We start from the raw sequence: 19,031 nt of genomic DNA, 5'->3' as shown, positions 1-19,031 counted from the left end.
TGAACTATGCCCTAGCCGACCAGCGCCAGCTTGGCTGCGGCGGGCACGAACGCGCGGATGGTGATGCCTGATATGGTCATGGTGACGAAGCTCGAGGGCGGGATCGCCTGCCAGTCGCCGCCGTCGCGGTCGAAGGGTTCCGAGACGATGCAGCGGCCGGTGCCCTTGCCGAAGGTGGAGGTGTAGAGCGTCGGTGCGTGATTGTCGCTGGCATAGCGGACGGCATAGAGCGACACGCCATCCGAGAAGGCCGCGGTGAGTTTCAAAGCCGGCTCAATTCCGGCGCGGCGCGAGGCATCGACGACGCGGCTGGTGGCGCGCGACACGGCGCCTTGTGGATCGTCGGACAGGCCCTCGTCGATCATCAAGAGAAAAAAGAGTTCGGAATCGGTGGTGCCTTCGCGCTGGTCGAAGACGGCGTCGGAGAGTGAATTCTCCAGTGTGCGGCGGATTTTTTCGAAGCCGCCGATCTGGCCATTGTGCATGAACGACCAGCGGCCGGAAATGAAAGGGTGGCAGTTCATGCGGCTGGTGGCGCCGCCGGTCGAGGCGCGGACATGGGCGAGAAACAGACCGGATTTGATCTGCCGGCACAGGCTCTTCAGATTGGGGTCCGACCAGGCCGGCAGGATGTCACGGTAGAGGCCGGGCTCGGGCCGATCGCCGTACCAGGCGAGGCCGAAACCGTCGCCATTGGTCGGCGACTTCGCTTCCTGGGCGCAATGGCTCTGGGCGATCAGCGAATGGCAGGGCGCGGTGACAATGTCTTCGAGGAAGACCGCTTCGCCAAGATAGGCCGCCCATCGGCACATTGCTTATCGTCCTCTAGGCACGATCCGGAAGAGCCGTCGGTTCCTTGGTCGCGTGCGAGCCTCTGTTGTGCGTCCGCTCGTAAAGCTCGCGGACGATTCGGCTTGCCGTAGAATCGAACATAAACGGCAAGAAAGCGTGAATGAGCGCAGCACCTGCCGCCAGGAACAGTCGCGACGAGAACCACGCGGCAAATGCCATATGGCCGAAATAGCTCTCGCCCACCGCTGCCGGGTGAGAGGTGAAAAGTCGTGCAAGCCGTGCCGTCATGTTGGTCCCCTCCTGTCGGGCATGAAGACCCGATGATGAGTATCCTGACATGACCATCTGGTTCACTTGTCTCAAATTGTCCTTGTATCAGGCCAATTGTTGGGACAAATATCCCACATGTCAGTGGGAATCGATGAAATCGACCGCAGATTGCTGGCCGAGCTGCAACGCGACGGTACGCTGTCGGTCGACCAGCTGTCGGAAAAGATATCGCTGTCGCGCAATGCCTGCTGGCGGCGGGTGAAGCGGCTGGAGGAAGACGGCGTCATCACCGGCCGGGTGGCGCTGGTCGATGCCGACAAGCTCGGGCTCGGGCTTTCGGTGTTCATCCTGATCCGCACTTCCAACCATGACCCGGACTGGCTGCAGAAGTTTCGAGCGGCGGTGACCGGCTTTTCCGAGATCACCGGCGTCTACCGCATGTCCGGCGATCTCGACTATGTGCTGCGGGCTCGCGTCGCCGACGTAAAGGCCTATGACCGGCTCTACCAGCGGCTGATCGCCAAGGTGGCGTTGTCGGATGTCTCGGCATCCTTCGTCATGGAAGAGATCAAGGAGACGACGGTCGTTCCGGTGGAACTGCGTTGAGGTCTCGGTGACGCCACAAAGAAAGCCGTTGATAGCGTTGCGGACGAATTGACCGAATCGCCGTTCGCGCCGATAGGATCGATTTTATGCGCGCAGCCCTCCAAAACTCCTCCGTCATCGGTCCCTCCGTCGGCTTCGTCAGGTTGCCGCATGGTGAGGGTTTACCGCTTCCAGCCTATGAGAGCACCGGCGCCGCCGGCATGGATTTGCGCGCCGCCGTCCCCGACGATCGGCCGCTGCTGATCTTGCCGGGCAAACGCGCCTTGGTGCCGACCGGGCTGATCCTGGAAATTCCCGAAGGCATGGAAGGCCAGGTCCGGCCGCGTTCGGGCCTCGCCTTCAAGCACGGGCTGACCGTTCTCAACACGCCGGGCACCATCGACAGCGACTATCGCGGCGAGGTGAAGGTGTTGCTGATCAATCTCGGCGATGAGGATTTTGCCGTGACGCGCGGCATGCGCATCGCCCAGATCGTCTTTGCCTCGGTGGTGCAAGCGGCGGTCGAGGAGCGCACGTTGGCCGGCGGCACGGCGCGCGGCTCCGGCGGCTTCGGATCGACCGGCACGGCCTGATGTCCCTACCCAAACTGGTTATCTTCGATTGCGACGGGATCCTGGTCGATACTGAGAATCTCGCCAATCGACGCCTCGCCGAATGGCTGACCGCCGCCGGCTATCCCACAAGCTTCGAATACTGCCGCAAGAATTTTTCCGGCCGCAGCATGGTGTCGGTGCAGAAGGAGGTCGAAGCGACCGGCGTCAGCCTCGGCGCCGATTTCGTCGACCGCTGGAATGCCGGCCTGCCGGACCTGTTTGCTCATGGCGTGGAAGCTGTCCCCTATGTCCGGGAGTTTGTCGAAGCCGTGCGGGCTGCCGGCATCGCCTATTGCGTTGCCACTTCGGCACGGGTGTCGAAGATGCACATCACGCTCGGCCAGACCGGGCTGCTGCCGCTGTTCGAGCATGCGCTGTTTTCCTCGACCATGGTCGGTCGCGGCAAGCCGTTCCCAGACCTTTTCCTGCACGCGGCGAAAACGATGGGGTTTGCGCCCGCCGATTGCATCGTCATCGAAGACAGCGTCGCCGGAACGCAAGCCGGCATCGCCGCCGGCATGCGGGTGTTTTCCTATCATGGCGATCCGCTCTCCGACCGCGACGGGCTGGCTGAAGCCGGCGGCATCCTGTTCGATGACATGCGCGAGCTCGCGGGGCTGGTGCCGATCCAATGATCTGACCGTCAGCCCAAGGCTGTACGCCTCGATTGTCCGTGCTAGCGTGCCGCCCGCCAACCCGAGGCCACGCATGAGACCCGCTTTGCTTCGTTTCCTCCTCGCCCTTGTGCTGTTGCCGTGCCTGTGGGCCGCGGCGAGTGCGCAAGCCGTTGACTATCCGGAGCTCGGCAGCGCCATCCCCGGTGGGAAAACCACCTATCTCGACCTCGCCAGGATGGTCATTCCAGACCTGACCGGGGACAGTAACGGCTTCTACCGGGGTGGATTGCCGATCGACATGCGCCATATAGAGGGCCCTGATTCCGGCGGCTCGCCACCCGACACCACGGGCTTTTCCGACGCCGGCGTGCTCGCCATCAAGGCCGGCGGCAAGGATCGGCTGGCCATGCTGTTCGACCTCGGCGACTCCCCCGACAGCGCCGAAGGCTATGCGGTGCTGGCGCTGTATGACATCACCGGCAAGCCGGCGCTGCTCGACGCCGTCAATGTCGCCGTCGACCGCAGCACCTCGTTTCGTGAACCCGGCAAGCTGTCCGTCGACGCCGGCGATGACGTGCTCATCACCACCAGCACGCATTTCAATTCGAGCCAGGGCTATGTCATCACGCCGCTGATCATGATCCGCAACGACAAATTCGAACTGATCGATATGATCTTTACCTTCGACGAGAACCTGTGCGCATACCGCCGCCAGCAGGAACCGGCTTTCCAGACGATTGCCGACGGCCAGCCCCGCAATGCCATCCAGGTGACGGTGACCGACGCCACCTTGCCGAGCGAAGAAAGCTGCGACGAGGCGCCGCCCGCAGCCGTCTCGACCGCCATTTCCGTCACCTATCACTGGGACAAGGCAGCGTCGCGCTACGTCAAGGATTCCGACGCGCTGGACAAATTGGCAGCAGAGAACGCCAAACGCTTCTGAGCCAACCGCATTCGTTTGCCCGGGGCATTTCGGCGCGCTAGAATCGGCCCCATATTCCACAGATGAAGGGAAGCGTTCATGGACAAGGGCAAGATCTTTCGCGACCTGCACGCCTCGACCTTCGTCATGCCCAATCCGTGGGACGTAGGCACGACCAAGCTGTTGGCCTCGTTCGGCTTCAAGGCGCTGGCGACGACCAGCGCCGGCTTTGCCTTTTCGCGCGGCCTGCCAGACGGCGCGGTGACATTCGACCAGATGATCCACCATTGCCGCGACGTGACGGCGGCGACCAGCCTGCCGGTTTCGGCCGATCTCGAGAAAGGCAAGGGCGACAGCCCGACCAGCGCCGCCGAGACCATTTTTGCCGCCGAAGCGGCTGGCCTTGCCGGCTGCTCGATCGAGGACCACACCGGCGACCCGGACAAGCCGATCTATGATTTTTCGCATGCGGTCGAGCGTGTCGCCGCGGCGGTCGAGGCGGCACGAGCGCTGAAGCATGATTTCGTCTTCACCGCACGGGCCGAAAATTTCTTGTGGGGCAAGCCCGATATCGACGACACCATCAAGCGGCTGCAGGCCTTCGAGAAGGCAGGCGCCGATGTACTCTACGCGCCGGGGCTCGGCGACGTCGAGACGTTGCGCGCCGTCTGCTCGGCGGTGACCAGGCCGGTCAATGTCATGGCGATGCCCGGCTTCACCATTGCCGACCTTTCCATGGCAGGGGTCAAGCGCATCTCGCTCGGGCCGTGGCTTGCTAATTTCGCTTTCGGCATGCTGGAGACGGCGGCACGCGAAATCCAGCAGGACGGCACTTTCGGCTTCGCCCGCGCCGCCATGCCGTTCGGCAAATTGCAGGCGCTGTTTTCCAAATCTTCAGGTTAGAACAGGCCTCAACGCATGACCCTCAAGGTCGTCGACATGCACACCGGCGGCGAGCCGCTGAGGATCGTCACCGCTGGCTACCCGGACATCCCCAAAGGCACGATCCTGGAAAAGCGCGCCTATGTGCGCGATCACCTCGATCATCTCAGGAAAATCCTGATCTTCGAGCCGCGCGGCCATTATGACATGTATGGCGCGCTGCTGGTCGAGCCCGATCTTCCCGGCGCCGACCTCGCGGTGTTGTTCATGCACAACGAGGGCTATTCGACTATGTGCGGCCACGCCATCATCGCGCTCGGCCGCTACGCCATCGACGAAGGCCTGGTTGCGCGGCAGGAGCCGGTGACGACCGTCAACATCGAAGCACCCTGCGGGCTGATCGTGGCTTCGGTGGAGGTCAGGGATGGCAAGGCCGGCGCGGTGTCGTTCGAAAGCGTGCCGGCTTTTCTGTTCGCCCGCGACCAGACGATCGAGCTGCCGGGTTTTGGCGCGATCAGCTTCGACATCGCCTATGGCGGCGCCTTCTATGCGCTGGCCGATTGCCACCAATTCGGCTTGCAATTCGGCCGCGAGCGCGTGCGTGATTTCGTCGATGCGGCAACAGCGCTGACCGGAAAACTCAAGGCCGAATTCCCGCTGTCGCATCCAGATCATTCGGACCTTGCGTTCCTCTACGGAACCATCCTGACCGACGGCAAGGATGCGTTTTCCGGCGAGGCGACGAAAAATGTCTGCGTCTTCGCCGAAGCGGAAGTCGACCGCTCGCCGACCGGTTCCGGCGTCACCGCACGGCTGGCGGCAATGCATGCCAAAGGCGAGATCGAAATCGGCCAGGCACGGACCTTCGAGAGCATCGCCGGCTCGCGCTTTTCCGGCGCGGTCGCGCGGACGGCGAAAACCGGCCCGCATGACGCCATCATCGCCCGTGTCGGCGGCCGCGCCTATTATTCAGGACGGACGGAATTCATCGTCGAGCCCGACGATGAGCTCGGACGCGGCTTCCTCTTGCGCTGAAGAAACGCCTAGCGCCGCGAAGTGCGGGCTGCTTCGCGCGCCGAGACCGCCTTGTGCAGGTGCACCATCATGGCGGCGGCAAACAGCGGCGTCAAAAGGTTGAGCAGCGGCACGGCGAGGAAGGCGGCGATGACCAGGCCGGCGAGAAACACCGTGCCGGCGTATTTCTTGCGCAAGGCGCGAGCGTCGACCTCCCGACGAAAGCGCATGGCGGCGAATTCGAAGAACTCGCGCCCGAGCAGGTAGCCATTGACGATGAAGAAGGCGGCGATGTTGATGCCCGGCACCAGCAGAAGCAGCAGGGCGACAAGGTTGCCCAGGATGACGACGCCGAAGAACCGTATCGACAGCACCAGCGAGCGCAATGCCGGCATGGCGCGGCCGGGCGGATCGCTGGGATAATCGGTGCCTTCGACCACTTCGGCGACATCGTCAAGGAACAGGCCGGCGACGATCGCCGTCACCGGCGCGATGAGCAGCGCCATCCCGAAGGCAAGAGCGATGGCGGCAATGATGCCGCCCAGCCATCCGGCCCAGGACGGCAGGCCAGGGACCATTGCCTCGAGCCATGGCAAGGCCAGCCATCCCACGAGGCTGGTCAGGCTGAACCAGAGTGCTGCCAGCGCCAGCAGCGTCAGCCCCAGCGTCTTCAGGAACACCGAGCGCAATTCGGGCGAGAACAGCCGGCTGGCGGCGGCGCGGGCGGTATCGAAAATCACGGCGTTTCCAACCTTTTGGCGAAGCGAACCTCTCCGAGATAGGCAGGGAGCGAGCAAGCCGCAAGCGCGGAGAACTCTTTGTCTGGACGCAATTCCGGGCGGAAAACCGCCCTACCGCGCCAGTGCCGGCTTGTTGGCGGGAATGGTCATTGCCGCCACGCCGGCGACGACGAAGGCCATTCCCCACCATGCCGTCGGATCAAGGCTTTCACCGAGGAACAGAGCGCCGATGCCGACGCCGATCGGCACCCTGAGATAGGCCTGCGACGTCGTGCCGACCGAGCCCAGCGTGTGGATGAGGCGGAAATAGATGCAGAAGGCCAGCGCGGTCGAAAAGACCGACAGGCCGAGCAAAGCGAGGATCGACGCCGTCGACGGCGCCAGCGTCCATGGCCGGTCGAAGACGAGACTCAAAGGGACCAGCATGACGGCGCCGCAAAGCATGGAGCCGGCGGCCGGCAGCATCGGATCGAGCCCTTTGAAGCTGCGGCCGAAAATGGCGGCACCGGCATAGCAAATGGTCGCCGCGACGATGGCAAGCTGCGCCCACAATTGATGGCCAAGGCCGCCAAGCGCCTGGGTGCCGATGATCAGGCATATGCCGGCTATGCCGGCGCCGACGCCGAACAGTTTGCGCATGGTCACCGGCTCGTGGCGGGTGATGAGGGCGGTCAGCAGGAAGGTGAAGATCGGCGACGTGGCGTTCAGGATCGTCGCCAGGCTCGCGTCCACCGAGCGCTCGGCCGCGGCGATCAGCGTGAACGGCACGACGCTGTTGAGGCAGGCCTGGAACGCAAAACGGCGCCAGCTTGCCGCATCGCCCGGCAAGGCCAAGCCGCGCCAGCGGATGATGGCGAGAAGAATGCCGCCCGCGATCAAGGTCCTGGCTGCGATCAGCGTTACCGGCGGGATCGTCTCGACGCCGATCTTGATGAAGCTGTAGGACGCCCCCCATAGCACCGCCAGCACGAGGAGCAGCGCCAGCTCGGTCTTCAAATCGGTTTTTGCGGGCATGGCTGGTTGGCGCCTTCGGAAGTGATCGACATGCTTGTAGGCAACGCCGGGGTGAAATGCTTCTGCCACGGTCGAATTGTCGCTGCGCCTCGAAGCGTGGGCGACCCCCGTATTTGTCGGCTAGGCAAAGCCGCGCCAAATCGCTAGACCCGCGCCGGGTCGGCGTGGCAGAAAGCCGGCAGGGTTATTGGCGGAGATATTGATGCCGGATTATGACGTTCTTTGCATCGGCAATGCCATTGTCGACATCATCGCCCAGTGCGACGAGGCGTTTCTCGAGACGAACGGCATCATCAAGGGCGCGATGAACCTGATCGACACCAGGCGCGCCGAACTGCTCTACAGCCGCATGGGTCCGGCGATCGAAGCCTCCGGCGGCAGCGCCGGCAACACGGCGGCCGGCGTCGCCAGCTTCGGCGGCCGCGCCGCCTTCTTCGGCAAGGTGTCGAACGACCCGCTCGGCGAGATCTATGCCCATGACATCCATGCGCAAGGCGTCGCCTTCGACACCAAGCCGCTTGAGGGCCAGCCGCCGACGGCCCGCTCGATGATCTTCGTTACCCCCGACGGCGAGCGTTCGATGAACACCTATCTCGGCGCCTGCGTCGAGCTCGGCCCGGAAGACGTCGAGGCCGACAAGGCATCTAGCGCCAAGGTCACCTATTTCGAGGGCTATCTATGGGATCCGCCGCGCGCCAAGGAGGCGATCCGGCAGACGGCACGGCTGGCGCACGCCGCCGGGCGCGAAGTGTCGATGACGCTCTCGGATTCGTTCTGCGTCGACCGCTACCGGGACGAGTTCCTCGAGCTGATGCGCTCGGGCACCGTCGACATCGTCTTTGCCAACAGCCACGAGATCAAGTCGCTCTACCAGACCAAATCCTTCGACGAGGCGCTGGAGGCTATCCGCAAGGACTGCAAGATCGGCGCCGTCACCCGCTCCGAAAAAGGTTCGGTGATCGTGCGCGGCGACGAGACCGTCACCATCCAGGCGACGACGATCCGCGAACTGGTCGACACCACCGGCGCCGGCGACCTCTATGCCGCCGGCTTCCTCTACGGCTACACCACGGGACGCAGCCTGAAGGATTGCGGCGATCTCGGCTCGCTGGCCGCCGGACTCGTCATCCAGCAGCTCGGCCCGCGACCGCGGCAGAATCTGCGCAGCGCGGCCCAACTAGCCGGGCTGCTGTAGGTCCGGCTGCGTCACCCCTGATGAGCGTCAGACGACGCCATCTGTCGTGCGCCTGTCACACATCGCACCTACATGCAAACTGAGACGTCCCGCGACTGACATTTCGGGACGTCCACAATCAGTTGGGGTGTTCGGTGCAAGACAGCAACCTGACGGGTCGCTGTGTCTGCTGTTGTTGCCATTTCCGCTTCCTGTTGTAGCCATTTCAATTGGCCGCGGCTGGGGAAGAGAGCGCGTGGCCCGCAAGGCAGATACGTGACCAGATTTCAAAATCCGATGGATGGGATCTCGCAGGATGCCTTGGCAGGCCTGGTGGCGGAAGCGGTGCAACAGGCGCTGATCCGGCACGGCGTCGCTCTTGACACACAGACCCTAGTTTCAACCAGTGCCTTTGCCGGCAGCGTCGCCGCCAGCCTGCCTTTCCTGCCGCAAGCACAGCGGCGCGCGATCAGCTCCTATAAGGGTGAATGGAGAGCCCTGGCCTCTGAGTTCGTCCACACAATAGCAGCCGCACACCGCGACGCAGCGAATAGCCGGGATGAAAGCGCGACCTTGGCGTCGGCAATCGACAGCCGGAAACCCGCTTCGCAGCGCGAGCGAATCAACGATCTTCAATCGTTGCTGATTGAGGATTGGGCGGGCGAGGTCGCCGGTTCGACCTATCTGGAAGAGAATTTTCGCATTCCGCGCTCGACATTGCATCGCTGGCAAAAACGCAATGAGGTTATTGCGCTGCGCAAGGGCGGCCGCAAACACGTTTTCCCCCTTGGTCAGTTCATCGACGGCAGGCCGGCGCCCGGCATAAGCGAGGTGCTTTCGCTGATCGCCAATCCAAGGCTTGCGTGGTCATGGCTGAACCGTCCTTCACCCGAGCTCGGTGGCCGCATCCCGATTGAAATGCTCAAGCAGGACTTGGTGCAGGATGTTGTGAAGGCCGCGCGAGGATCCTCCCTGGCCTGATTTCAGGCATGGAATCAAGGTTTTGGACAGAACCGATCACCGGCGTATTAGCCAACTAATGTTTCATAATTTTGTAATATTGTTTGAGTCGCTCGATCAGGCATTTGGCACATAAATTTGTACAGAATGTGCCACATGTTCCATCTTATTTCGGTTTTCGTGGCATTTACGCAACAATACTTTTGGAAGAATCCATAAAACACTCTTTCGCCACGATCTGTGTTGAACGCCGCCGCCGCATCGGTCATGTCGAAGCTGAAGAAGCGGCGCGGTGCGCGTCTTTTTCGATGGTAGGGATGGGGCAGAAACGCTGCGAATGAGCAGGACGCCCGACCTGTTTTGACCCTTTGACTGACTGGAGATTCAGAAAATGAACATCAAGAGCCTTCTTCTCGGCTCCGCTGCGGCCCTGATCGCAGTTTCGGGTGCACGCGCCGCCGACGCGGTCGTCGTCGCCGAGCCGGAACCGGCCGAATACGTCAAGATTTGCGACGTCTACGGCGCCGGTTACTTCTACATCCCCGGCACCGAAACCTGCCTGCGCATCGGTGGCTACATCCGCTATGACGCCAGCTTTGGCGACGCCGGCCGCGTCTTGGACGGCGCAACGACGCATGACCGCATGGACGGCGACCAGCAGCAGACCTGGAACAAGAACGCTCGCTTCAATTTGAAGACGTGGACCGGCCAGGAAACCGAACTCGGCACCTTGAAGACCTATACCGAGACCCGTTTCAACTGGGGCAATAGCAACGTTACGGAAGGCGGCGTGGTGTTCAGCGAGGCCGGCAACAAGGCTGTCGACCTGCACTTCGCCTGGATCCAGCTTGGCGGCTTGCGGGTCGGTAAGGACGAAACCGTCTATGACTCGTTCATCGGCTACGCCGGCAACGTCGTCCAGGACACCATCATCCCCTATGGTCTCAAGGACACCGGCCTGATCAGCTACTACTTCGATGCCGGCAGCGGCTTCTCGGCGGTGGCTTCGCTCGAAGAAGGTTCGGGCGCCGAGACCATCGACAGCTATGTTCCGCATATCGTCGGCGGCGTGAAGTACAAGGGCGACTGGGGCTCGATCACCGCGGTCGGCGCCTACAACAGCAACTGGGAAGAATGGGCCGGCAAGGTCCGCCTTGACGTCAAGGCGACCGCGGACCTGACGCTGTTCGTGATGGGCGGCTATGGCACCGATGACAACAAGGCAACGAACTTCTACAAGCCGTGGACCGGAAACTTCGCCGTCTGGGGCGGCGGAACCTACACGATCAACAAGAAGACCGCGCTCAACGCCCAAGTCTCGTACACCGATGCCAAGGACTTCGCCGTGGCGGCGAACATCGCCTACACCATCGTTCCTGGCTACACGATCACCGCCGAAGCCGACTACTACGACAATTTCGACAAGAGCAATTCCGACGCGATCGGCGGCATCCTCCGCTTCCAGCGCTCGTTCTAATAGCCTACCGATTGTACAGAGACGGCCCGCAGCACGTCGCTGCGGGCCGTTTCATTTAGGGACGAGAATGGACCCGCTGCCAGATCAGGCTATCCGGCGCCCCGCTCAGGCGGTGCGGCGAAGGTCGTCGGAGGTCGGCCCGAGTTCCAACGCCTCGGCGGTGACCAGGCGGTTGCGGCCGCTTTTCTTGCCGATGTACATCAGCCGGTCGGCGAGCGTTATCAGCGCCTCCGAATCGGGCGCTTCCGACGGATAGATGGCGACGCCAACCGTACAGCCGACATGGATGGCGCCAGTCGGCGTCGGTACCTTGATGCGCAGCTTCTCCAGGATGCGTTCGGCGACACGCACGGCTTTTTGACGGGCCTGGTCGGCCGCGCCCGAAAACAGGAAGGCGAACTCGTCGCCGCCGAGCCGCGCCACGAAATCGGCGCTGCGCAGGATCGTGCGAAGCTGGCCCGACACCTCCAGCAGGAGCGCGTCACCCGCCTCGTGGCCGAGCGTGTCGTTGACCTTCTTGAACCTGTCGAGATCGATGAACAGCAGGCCGGCTGCCTGGCCGGTACTGTCGCAGCGGTCGATCACCGACCTCAGTTCGTTGTGAAAGGCGCGGCGGTTGGGCAGGTCGGTCAATGCATCGTGGTTGGCCGAGTGGTCGCTATGCTGCTTGGCCAGCTCGATCTCGCGCTTTTGCACGGAGAGCTCTTCGTTGGCGGCCTTGAGTTCGAGCAGCAGTTCGGCATTGAGGTCCTCAACAACCTTGCGATCGCTGATGTCGACGACGAAACCCTCGAGGAATTCGAGCTCGCCGGCGTCATCCCAGACGCCGCCGCCGATCTCGCGCACCCAGAGCGGTTCGCCTGCCTGCGGCACGATGCGGTAGTCGACGTTCCAGTTGCAGCGCGCCGCAAGCGCGGTGTCTACGGCGGCATAGACAGCGGCGAGATCGTCCGGGTGGATCGCCGAGACGTAGTCGCGCACCGCGTTGTGAATGAAATCGCTGGGTCGATAGCCGCTGACGGTGAAAATGCCGTCGCTGATGTAGAGCATGGTGTAGGAGGAATCGTTGCGGCAACGGTAGAGATAGCCGTCCATGCGGCCGGTGATGCTGAGCAGCGCATCCAGGCGCTCGTCGTGGACGACCCCCTGGCCGACCACTGAAACCGTGTCATGCTTCATGGCCGCACCCCCGTTTTGGCGGTCTGAGCGCGCCCGAATGCCGTAAGGGCATGGGCAAGAACGTCCCCTATAGCAGTCGAGTATTATCAATCCCTTATGGAAATTGGCGATTTGCGACCAATTCGGCTGGAATCGCGAGATTCCTGGGGTTGCGCGCTCCGGGGCGGCCGTTCGTCAGTCTGCCTTCCGTTATGGCTTCGGGCCTTGCCTCACTCGAAAAGCGTTCGCGGGCTCACCCGTCGGCTTTTTCGTCCGCAGCGCGGGCGTCAAGCCCCCGCGCTATACGCCGCGATGGCCGCCATGTTGACGATGTCTGAATCCTTGGCGTTGAGCGAGACGATCTGCACCGGTTTGTTGAGGCCGACCAGCAGCGGGCCGATGACGGTCGAGCCGCCGAGTTCCTGCAGCATCTTGGTCGAGATCGAGGCCGAGTGGAATGCCGGCATGATCAGCACATTGGCCGGGCCGGTCAGGCGGATGAACGGGTATTGCGCCATGGCGCGGGCGTTGAGCGCGACGTCGGCGGCCATTTCCCCGTCATACTCGAAGTCGACGCGGCGCTTGTCGAGGATGCGCACCGCTTCCTGGACACGCTCGGAGCGCTCGCCCTGCGGATGGCCGAAGGTGGAATAGGCGAGCATGGCGAGCCGTGGCTCGTAGCCCATGCGGCGGGCAAAGCCGGCGGCCTCCTCGGCAATGTCGGCGATCTGCTCGGCATTGGGCATATCGTGCACGGCGGTATCGGCGACGAGCACGGTGCGGCCGCGCGCGAGCACGATCGAGACACCGATGACGCAATGGCCCGGCCTGGCGTCGATGACGCGGCGGATGTCCTCGAGCGCGGTGGAATAGTTGCGAGTGACGCCGGTGACGATGCCGTCGGCATCGCCCAGCGCCACCATGCAGGCGGCAAAATGGTTGCGGTCGTTGTTGATCAGGCGCTGGCAATCGCGGAACAGAAAACCTTTGCGCTGCATGCGCTCGTAGAGATAGTCGGTGTAGATGCCGTTGCGGCGCGACAGCCGGGCATTGATGATCTCGATGCCTTGCTTGTCGAGCTCGATGCCGGCGTTCCTGGCGTTTTCCTTGATGACATCGTCGCGGCCGAGCAGGATGGCGGTGCCGAGCCGCTGGTTCACATAGGAGACGGCGGCGCGCATCACCTGCTCCTCCTCGCCCTCGGCGAAGACGATGCGCTTGGGCTGGCGGCGGACACGGTCGTAGATGCGCTGCAAGGTCGAGGCGATCGGGTCGCGGCGGGCGGACAGCTCCTGCTGGTAGCGGTCGAGGTCGAGGATGGGCTTGCGGGCGACGCCGGATTCCATCGCCGCCTTGGCCACCGCGATCGGGATGGCCGAGATCAGGCGCGGGTCGAACGGCACCGGGATGATGTAGTTGGGGCCGAATTTCGGCCGGTTGCCCTGATAGGCGGCAGCGACGTCGTCGGGCACGTCCTTGCGCGCCAGTTCGGCGAGCGCCCGGGCGGCGGCGATCTTCATGTCGTCATTGATGGTGGTCGCGCGTACATCCAGCGCGCCACGGAAGATATAGGGGAAGCCGAGCACGTTGTTGACCTGATTGGGGTAATCAGAACGCCCGGTGGCCATGATGGCGTCGGTGCGGATCTCGGCCACTTCCTCGGGCGTGATTTCCGGGTCGGGGTTGGCCATGGCGAAGATGATCGGGTTCTTGGCCATCGACTGCACCATCTTGGTGGTCAGCGCGCCCTTGGCCGACAGGCCGAGGAAGACGTCGGCGCCATCGAGTGCCTCGGCCAGCGAGCGCGTCTCGGTCTTGACCGCATGCGCCGACTTCCACTGGTTCATGCCCTCGGTGCGGCCTTGGTAGACGACGCCCTTGGTGTCGCACAGGATGATGTTGTCGGGGGTAAAGCCCATCGCCTTCATCAGTTCGATGCAGGCGATGCCGGCGGCACCGGCGCCGTTGCAGACCATTTTGGTGGTCTTCATGTCGCGGCCGGTGATTTCCAGCGCGTTGATCAGGCCGGCGGCCGAGATGATGGCGGTGCCGTGCTGGTCATCGTGGAAAACCGGGATGTCCATCAATTCGCGCAGCCGCTGCTCGATGATGAAGCACTCCGGCGCCTTGATGTCCTCGAGGTTGATGCCGCCGAAGGACGGGCCAAGGAAGCGCACGCAGTTGATGAACTCGTCGGCATCCTCGGTGTCGACTTCCAGATCAATGGAATCGACATCGGCAAAGCGCTTGAACAGCACCGCCTTGCCTTCCATCACCGGCTTGGAAGCCAGCGCGCCGAGATTGCCGAGGCCGAGAATGGCGGTGCCATTGGAAATGACGGCGACCATATTGCCGCGCGTCGTATAGTCGAAGGCGCGGCTGGGGTCCTCTGCGATGGCCAGGACAGGAACCGCGACACCCGGCGAATAGGCGAGGCTCAAATCGCGCTGCGTTGCCATCGGCTTGGTGGCGACGACCTCCAGCTTGCCGGGGCGGCCCATGGAGTGGAACTCCAGCGCTTCCTGCGCGCTGACGGAGGGACCGTTGTTTTCGGTTTTCCTGGCCATGATGCTTTTGATTTCCTCGCCCATGCGGCACCCTTGAGACGGGCGCGTGTTTTTTAAAGTTCCCTAAGGCTACACGCCGCCGCTGTAAACCGACAAGCGATCTCGTGCATCCCTGAGAATTTATCCGGTCAGGGCCGGCCGGACCCGCTGGCGAGCGCGGCAAAGTCCCGCGCCTGGTCGCGCACCGGTCCCCATCGCATCAGGCCCTGCGTGCCGGAAAACGGCCAAGTCTCGATTGGTGGGGCGCTGCTGCCTTTGCGTCGCAGAAGCGCCGACAGATAGGCCATAAGCTCGATGCGCTGGGCGCGAACCTTCTCGAGCGTCCTGCCGCGTACTTCCTCGCGTGGTATGGCGCGGTCGCGCAAGGTCTCGACGGCGCGGCGGATGGCCGCCGGTTCCGGGTCGGCGATGATGCAATAGTCCGGATCGAAATAGACATCGCGGCCGCCGAGGCTCGGCGTGCTGACGATGGGCAGCCCGGCCATGAGATATTCCATCGAGGAATACATCGCGCCTTCGCTTGCCGACAGGCAGAGCCCGACCGCGGCTTGGTTGTAGGCGCGGTTGACCTCGCTGGCTGTCAGTCTTCCGGGCATGCCATCGACGATCGGATTGACGATGCGGTGAAGCGGCGACTGTGCCTGCAGACGCCGGATGAAGGCCCGGGCGGCGGCGGGAGGCAGTTCGCCGATCGAATAGGTGACGTGCGCCAGTCGTTCGATTTCGAATGCAAGATGGTGACGCTTTGTCGGCGAGATGCGGCCATTGTAGACGGCGTCGAATTCGGCCGGCACATCCGGCAGCGGTCGAAAGACGTTTTCCGATATCATCAGATTGTGATTGGAGAAGATGGCATTGCCGCCGACCGCGGCGATCAGACGGCGCTCTTCCTCGGTGTTGCACAGGAAGATGACCTCATGCAGGGGAAAGTGCCTGGCATACCAGTCAAGGTCGCGGCCCATCCGGGCGACGACATCAGGCCTTTCGAACGTCCAGCTCGGCATCATCAGGAACGTGACCTGGCGTGACGCCAGGCGCCGGCCAATCGCCGCCAGCGGATAGAGAGGGCGAGGACCGCCGACCGGCATGTACAGCACCAGCGGATCGCGATTGAAGACATGGGCCGCAATCTCGATGCCGCCATCGAGATCGGACAGCGGGCCGCGCGCCGGGAGGATGAAGGGCAACCGCTTGCGCGCCGCAACCCTCAGTTTGTTCCTGGTTCGATCGGCGCGTCGTGCCGCCAAAAGCAACAGACGCGTGATCGTCGACTCGACGGGACCAACCATCTCATCGAACGTCTCCTGCTTGTCCTGGTCCACCCACGATTCCCCATAATCTCGCCCTAGAGATCATAGGGCTTGGCCCTCGCCCGGCGCAACCTGAGTGGCCTTTGGCAGCTGAGATTCGTTGCGAGCCCTCGGAACCGCCGTCGTCCCCTGTTTTCCACAGCCGCCGGCATTAAACCGCCCGGCCACATCTGCTAGCGTGCGGCCATGGATATGATCCCTTCCGACAACGATACCGCTGCGCCCTTGACGCCGACGCCGGTCGCCGCACCGGGTGCTACGCCGATGATCGAACAGTTCATCGAGATCAAGGCGGCGAACCCGGATTCGCTGCTGTTCTACCGCATGGGCGATTTCTACGAGCTGTTCTTCGACGATGCCGAGAAGGCGAGCCGGGCGCTGGGCATTGTGCTGACCAAACGCGGCAAGCACCAGGGCCTCGACATTCCGATGTGCGGCGTGCCGGTGCATGCCGCCGACGACTATCTGCAGAAGCTGATCGGCCAGGGTTTTCGCGTCGCCGTCTGCGAGCAGATCGAGGATCCGGCCGAGGCGAAAAAACGCGGCGGCAAATCGGTGGTGCGCCGCGACGTGGTGCGGCTGGTGACACCCGGCACCATCACCGAGGACAAATTGCTGGCGCCATCGGAATCGAGCTTCCTGATGGCGCTGGGGCGGGTCAAGGGGGGGGCCGAGCATTCCTTTGCGTTGGCCTGGATCGAGATATCGACGGGGGCTTTTCGTGTTGCCGAGACGACGGCCGACCGGCTGCTGGCCGATGTGTTCCGCGTCGACCCACGCGAGCTGATCGTCGCCGAACCGGTGTTTTACGACCCGGAGCTGAAGCCGGTGTTCGACGTGCTTGGCCGCGTTGCCAACCCGCAGCCGCCGTCTCTGTTCGATTCGGCGTCTGCCGCGGGGCGCATCGCCCGCTTCTTCGAGGTGGCGACGCCGGACAGCTTTGGCGCCTTTTCGCGCGCCGAGCTGTCGGCGATCTCCGGCGCCATCGCCTATGTCGAGAAGACGCAGAAGGCCGAGCGGCCGCCGCTGTCGCGGCCGGAGCGCGAGGAGCAAGGGTCGACGCTGTTCATCGACCCGGCGACGCGCGCCAATCTGGAACTTTTGCGCACGCTGTCCGGCAGCCGCGACGGCTCGCTGTTCAAGGCGATTGACCGCACGGTGACCGGCGGCGGGGCCAGGCTGTTGGCCGACCGGCTGATGGCGCCGCTGACCGACCCCACGCACATTACGGCGCGGCTGGACTCGGTGTCGTTCTTCCGCACGGAAACGCGGCTGTGCCAGGCAGTGCGGGCGAGCCTGAAGAGCGTCGCCGACATGCCGCGCGCTTTGTCCAGGCTGGCGCTCAACCGCGGCGGACCGCGCGACCTCGGCGCGCTGCGCGCCGGCTTCGAGGCGGCCGGCGCCATTGCCAACCTGTTTGGAGAGACCGCCCTGCCCGGCGAATTAGCAGCAGCGCTGGCGACGATCAAGACACTGCCGAGCGCGCTGGCCGCGCATCTGACGCAGGCGCTCGGCGACGAATTGCCGTTGCTGAAGCGCGATGGCGGCTTTGTCCGTGCCGGCTACCATGCCGAGCTCGACGAGATGCGGGCGCTGCGCGATGAATCGCGCAAGGTGATCGCCGGGCTGGAGCGCTCGCTGATCGAGGAGACCGGCATCCGCTCGCTGAAAATCCGGCACAACAATGTGCTGGGCTACTATATCGAGGTTACCGCCAACCATCACGCGATCATGACCAGCAGTGATGGGGCCAAGGCGCGCTTCATCCACCGCCAGACCATGGCCAACGCCATGCGCTTCACCACCACCGATCTGGCGGCGCTGGAATCGAAGATCGCCAATGCCGCCGACCGGGCGCTGAGCGTCGAGCTAGCCGCTTTCGACACGCTGACGGCGGAAGCGGTCGGCCAGGCCGATGCTATCCGCGCCGGAGCCGAGGCGCTTGCCGTGCTCGACGTGTCGGCGGCACTCGCGCTGCTTTCCGAGAGCGAGGCCTGGTGCCGGCCGATTGTCGACGCCAGCCTTGCCTTCGACATCTCCGGCGGACGCCACCCGGTGGTCGAGCAGTCGCTGCGGCGTTCAGGCGACGGGCCATTCGTCGCCAATGATTGCGACCTGTCGCCGGAAGGCGGCACGAAAAACGGCGCGATCTGGCTGCTGACCGGCCCCAATATGGGCGGTAAGTCGACCTTCCTGCGGCAGAACGCGCTGATCGCCATCCTTGCCCAGACCGGCTCGTTCGTGCCGGCGACATCGGCTCATATCGGCGTCGTCGACCGGCTGTTTTCGCGCGTCGGGGCCTCGGACGATCTGGCGCGCGGCCGCTCGACCTTCATGGTCGAGATGGTCGAGACGGCGGCGATCCTCAACCAGGCCGGCGAACGGGCGCTGGTCATCCTCGACGAAATCGGCCGCGGCACCGCCACCTTCGACGGCCTGTCGATCGCCTGGGCGGCGGTCGAATATCTGCACGAGAAGAACCGCTGCCGGGCGATCTTCGCCACCCATTTCCACGAGATGACGGCGCTGGCCGGGAAGCTGGCGCGGCTCCACAACGTCACAATGCGGGTCAAGGAATGGGAAGGCGACGTCGTTTTCCTGCACGAGGTCGGCAAGGGTGCCGCCGACCGCTCCTACGGCGTGCAGGTGGCGCGGCTGGCCGGCCTGCCGGAAGCGGTGGTCGGTCGGGCCAAGGAAGTGCTGCACCAGCTGGAAGCAGGCGAAGTCTCGGGCAAGGCGAACCGGCTGGTCGACGATTTGCCGCTGTTTTCGGTGGCGGCGAGGCGGGAAGCGCCGAAGCCGGTGAAGAACGATGCGCTGGGTGCGGCGCTCGGCGACATCAACCCCGACGAGATGACGCCGCGCGAGGCGCTGGAAGTGCTTTACCGGCTGAAGGGGCTGGCAGGGAAGCCATAGCTTCATTGACCCTCTTGAC

At 63.7% G+C, this 19,031-nt stretch carries 17 protein-coding genes; 10 read left to right on the top strand and 7 right to left on the bottom strand.

What is annotated here, in order from left to right:
* Nucleotides 1-11: 11 nt before the first annotated feature.
* Entirely contained in the window at nt 12-812 is an 801-nt protein-coding gene (locus AC1DVW_RS07440; protein WP_477322165.1) for a class II glutamine amidotransferase, read from the bottom strand.
* A 13-nt stretch (nt 813-825) separates the two neighbouring features.
* Complete coding sequence (locus AC1DVW_RS07435; RefSeq protein ID WP_477241314.1) at nt 826-1,080, bottom strand: DUF6356 family protein; 255 nt, start codon at nt 1,078-1,080, stop codon at nt 826-828.
* Nucleotides 1,081-1,197: 117 nt separating this feature from the next.
* On the opposite strand from AC1DVW_RS07435, the gene AC1DVW_RS07430 reads away from it, so the two are divergent.
* From AC1DVW_RS07430 to AC1DVW_RS07405, 6 genes are all read left to right on the top strand, one after another.
* The gene (locus AC1DVW_RS07430; RefSeq protein WP_477241312.1) at nt 1,198-1,668 is read left to right on the top strand and encodes an Lrp/AsnC family transcriptional regulator; all 471 of its coding nucleotides are present in this window, start codon (nt 1,198-1,200) and stop codon (nt 1,666-1,668) included.
* 86 nt (nt 1,669-1,754) lie between these two features.
* Complete coding sequence (gene dut / locus AC1DVW_RS07425) at nt 1,755-2,240, top strand: dUTP diphosphatase (protein ID WP_477322163.1); 486 nt, start codon at nt 1,755-1,757, stop codon at nt 2,238-2,240.
* Complete coding sequence (locus tag AC1DVW_RS07420) at nt 2,240-2,896, top strand: HAD family hydrolase (protein ID WP_477322161.1); 657 nt, start codon at nt 2,240-2,242, stop codon at nt 2,894-2,896. The genes dut and AC1DVW_RS07420 overlap by 1 nt, the downstream gene beginning before the upstream one ends.
* A gap of 85 nt (nt 2,897-2,981) precedes the next feature.
* A complete protein-coding gene (locus AC1DVW_RS07415) occupies nt 2,982-3,821 on the top strand; it encodes a hypothetical protein (RefSeq protein WP_477322159.1) in 840 nt (279 codons plus the stop codon).
* A gap of 78 nt (nt 3,822-3,899) precedes the next feature.
* Entirely contained in the window at nt 3,900-4,703 is an 804-nt protein-coding gene (locus tag AC1DVW_RS07410) for an isocitrate lyase/PEP mutase family protein (protein WP_477322157.1), read from the top strand.
* Nucleotides 4,704-4,718: 15 nt separating this feature from the next.
* Nucleotides 4,719-5,717 carry a proline racemase family protein gene (locus tag AC1DVW_RS07405; RefSeq protein WP_477322156.1) on the top strand — a complete coding sequence of 333 codons (999 nt, stop codon included), beginning with the start codon at nt 4,719-4,721 and terminating at the stop codon, nt 5,715-5,717.
* A gap of 8 nt (nt 5,718-5,725) precedes the next feature.
* On the opposite strand, the gene AC1DVW_RS07400 is transcribed toward AC1DVW_RS07405, so the two are convergent.
* Nucleotides 5,726-6,436 (bottom strand): sulfate transporter family protein, encoded by a 711-nt coding sequence (locus AC1DVW_RS07400; protein WP_477322155.1) that lies wholly within the window; start codon nt 6,434-6,436, stop codon nt 5,726-5,728.
* A 111-nt stretch (nt 6,437-6,547) separates the two neighbouring features.
* The gene (locus AC1DVW_RS07395; RefSeq protein ID WP_477322153.1) at nt 6,548-7,450 is read right to left on the bottom strand and encodes a DMT family transporter; all 903 of its coding nucleotides are present in this window, start codon (nt 7,448-7,450) and stop codon (nt 6,548-6,550) included.
* A gap of 202 nt (nt 7,451-7,652) precedes the next feature.
* Between AC1DVW_RS07395 and AC1DVW_RS07390 the strand changes: the two genes are divergently transcribed.
* The 3 genes from AC1DVW_RS07390 to AC1DVW_RS07380 all read left to right on the top strand — a co-directional run bounded on the left by AC1DVW_RS07390 (nt 7,653) and on the right by AC1DVW_RS07380 (nt 11,061).
* Entirely contained in the window at nt 7,653-8,645 is a 993-nt protein-coding gene (locus tag AC1DVW_RS07390) for an adenosine kinase (RefSeq protein WP_477322151.1), read from the top strand.
* Between the two features lie 255 nt (nt 8,646-8,900).
* Nucleotides 8,901-9,605, top strand: a complete 705-nt coding sequence (locus AC1DVW_RS07385) for an antitoxin Xre/MbcA/ParS-like domain-containing protein (protein ID WP_477322149.1) — start codon at nt 8,901-8,903, stop codon at nt 9,603-9,605.
* Nucleotides 9,606-9,975: 370 nt separating this feature from the next.
* Nucleotides 9,976-11,061, top strand: a complete 1,086-nt coding sequence (locus AC1DVW_RS07380; RefSeq protein WP_477322147.1) for a porin — start codon at nt 9,976-9,978, stop codon at nt 11,059-11,061.
* Between the two features lie 105 nt (nt 11,062-11,166).
* On the opposite strand, the gene AC1DVW_RS07375 is transcribed toward AC1DVW_RS07380, so the two are convergent.
* The 3 genes from AC1DVW_RS07375 to AC1DVW_RS07365 all read right to left on the bottom strand — a co-directional run bounded on the left by AC1DVW_RS07375 (nt 11,167) and on the right by AC1DVW_RS07365 (nt 16,108).
* Nucleotides 11,167-12,240: a diguanylate cyclase domain-containing protein gene (locus tag AC1DVW_RS07375; RefSeq protein ID WP_477241291.1), complete on the bottom strand. Its 1,074-nt coding sequence runs from the start codon at nt 12,238-12,240 to the stop codon at nt 11,167-11,169.
* A 266-nt stretch (nt 12,241-12,506) separates the two neighbouring features.
* A complete protein-coding gene (locus tag AC1DVW_RS07370; protein WP_477322146.1) occupies nt 12,507-14,786 on the bottom strand; it encodes an NADP-dependent malic enzyme in 2,280 nt (759 codons plus the stop codon).
* A 128-nt stretch (nt 14,787-14,914) separates the two neighbouring features.
* Complete coding sequence (locus AC1DVW_RS07365) at nt 14,915-16,108, bottom strand: glycosyltransferase family protein (protein ID WP_477322144.1); 1,194 nt, start codon at nt 16,106-16,108, stop codon at nt 14,915-14,917.
* Nucleotides 16,109-16,282: 174 nt separating this feature from the next.
* Here AC1DVW_RS07365 and mutS point away from each other — a divergent pair, with 174 nt between their 5' ends.
* Complete coding sequence (gene mutS / locus AC1DVW_RS07360; protein ID WP_477322142.1) at nt 16,283-19,012, top strand: DNA mismatch repair protein MutS; 2,730 nt, start codon at nt 16,283-16,285, stop codon at nt 19,010-19,012.
* The last annotated feature ends 19 nt before the right edge of the window (nt 19,013-19,031 follow it).

The sequence above is a fragment of the Mesorhizobium sp. P3_B5 genome (assembly GCF_056402815.1).
The sequence above is the reverse complement of the archived record's forward strand: the minus strand, read 5'-3'. Positions and strand labels throughout refer to the sequence as shown.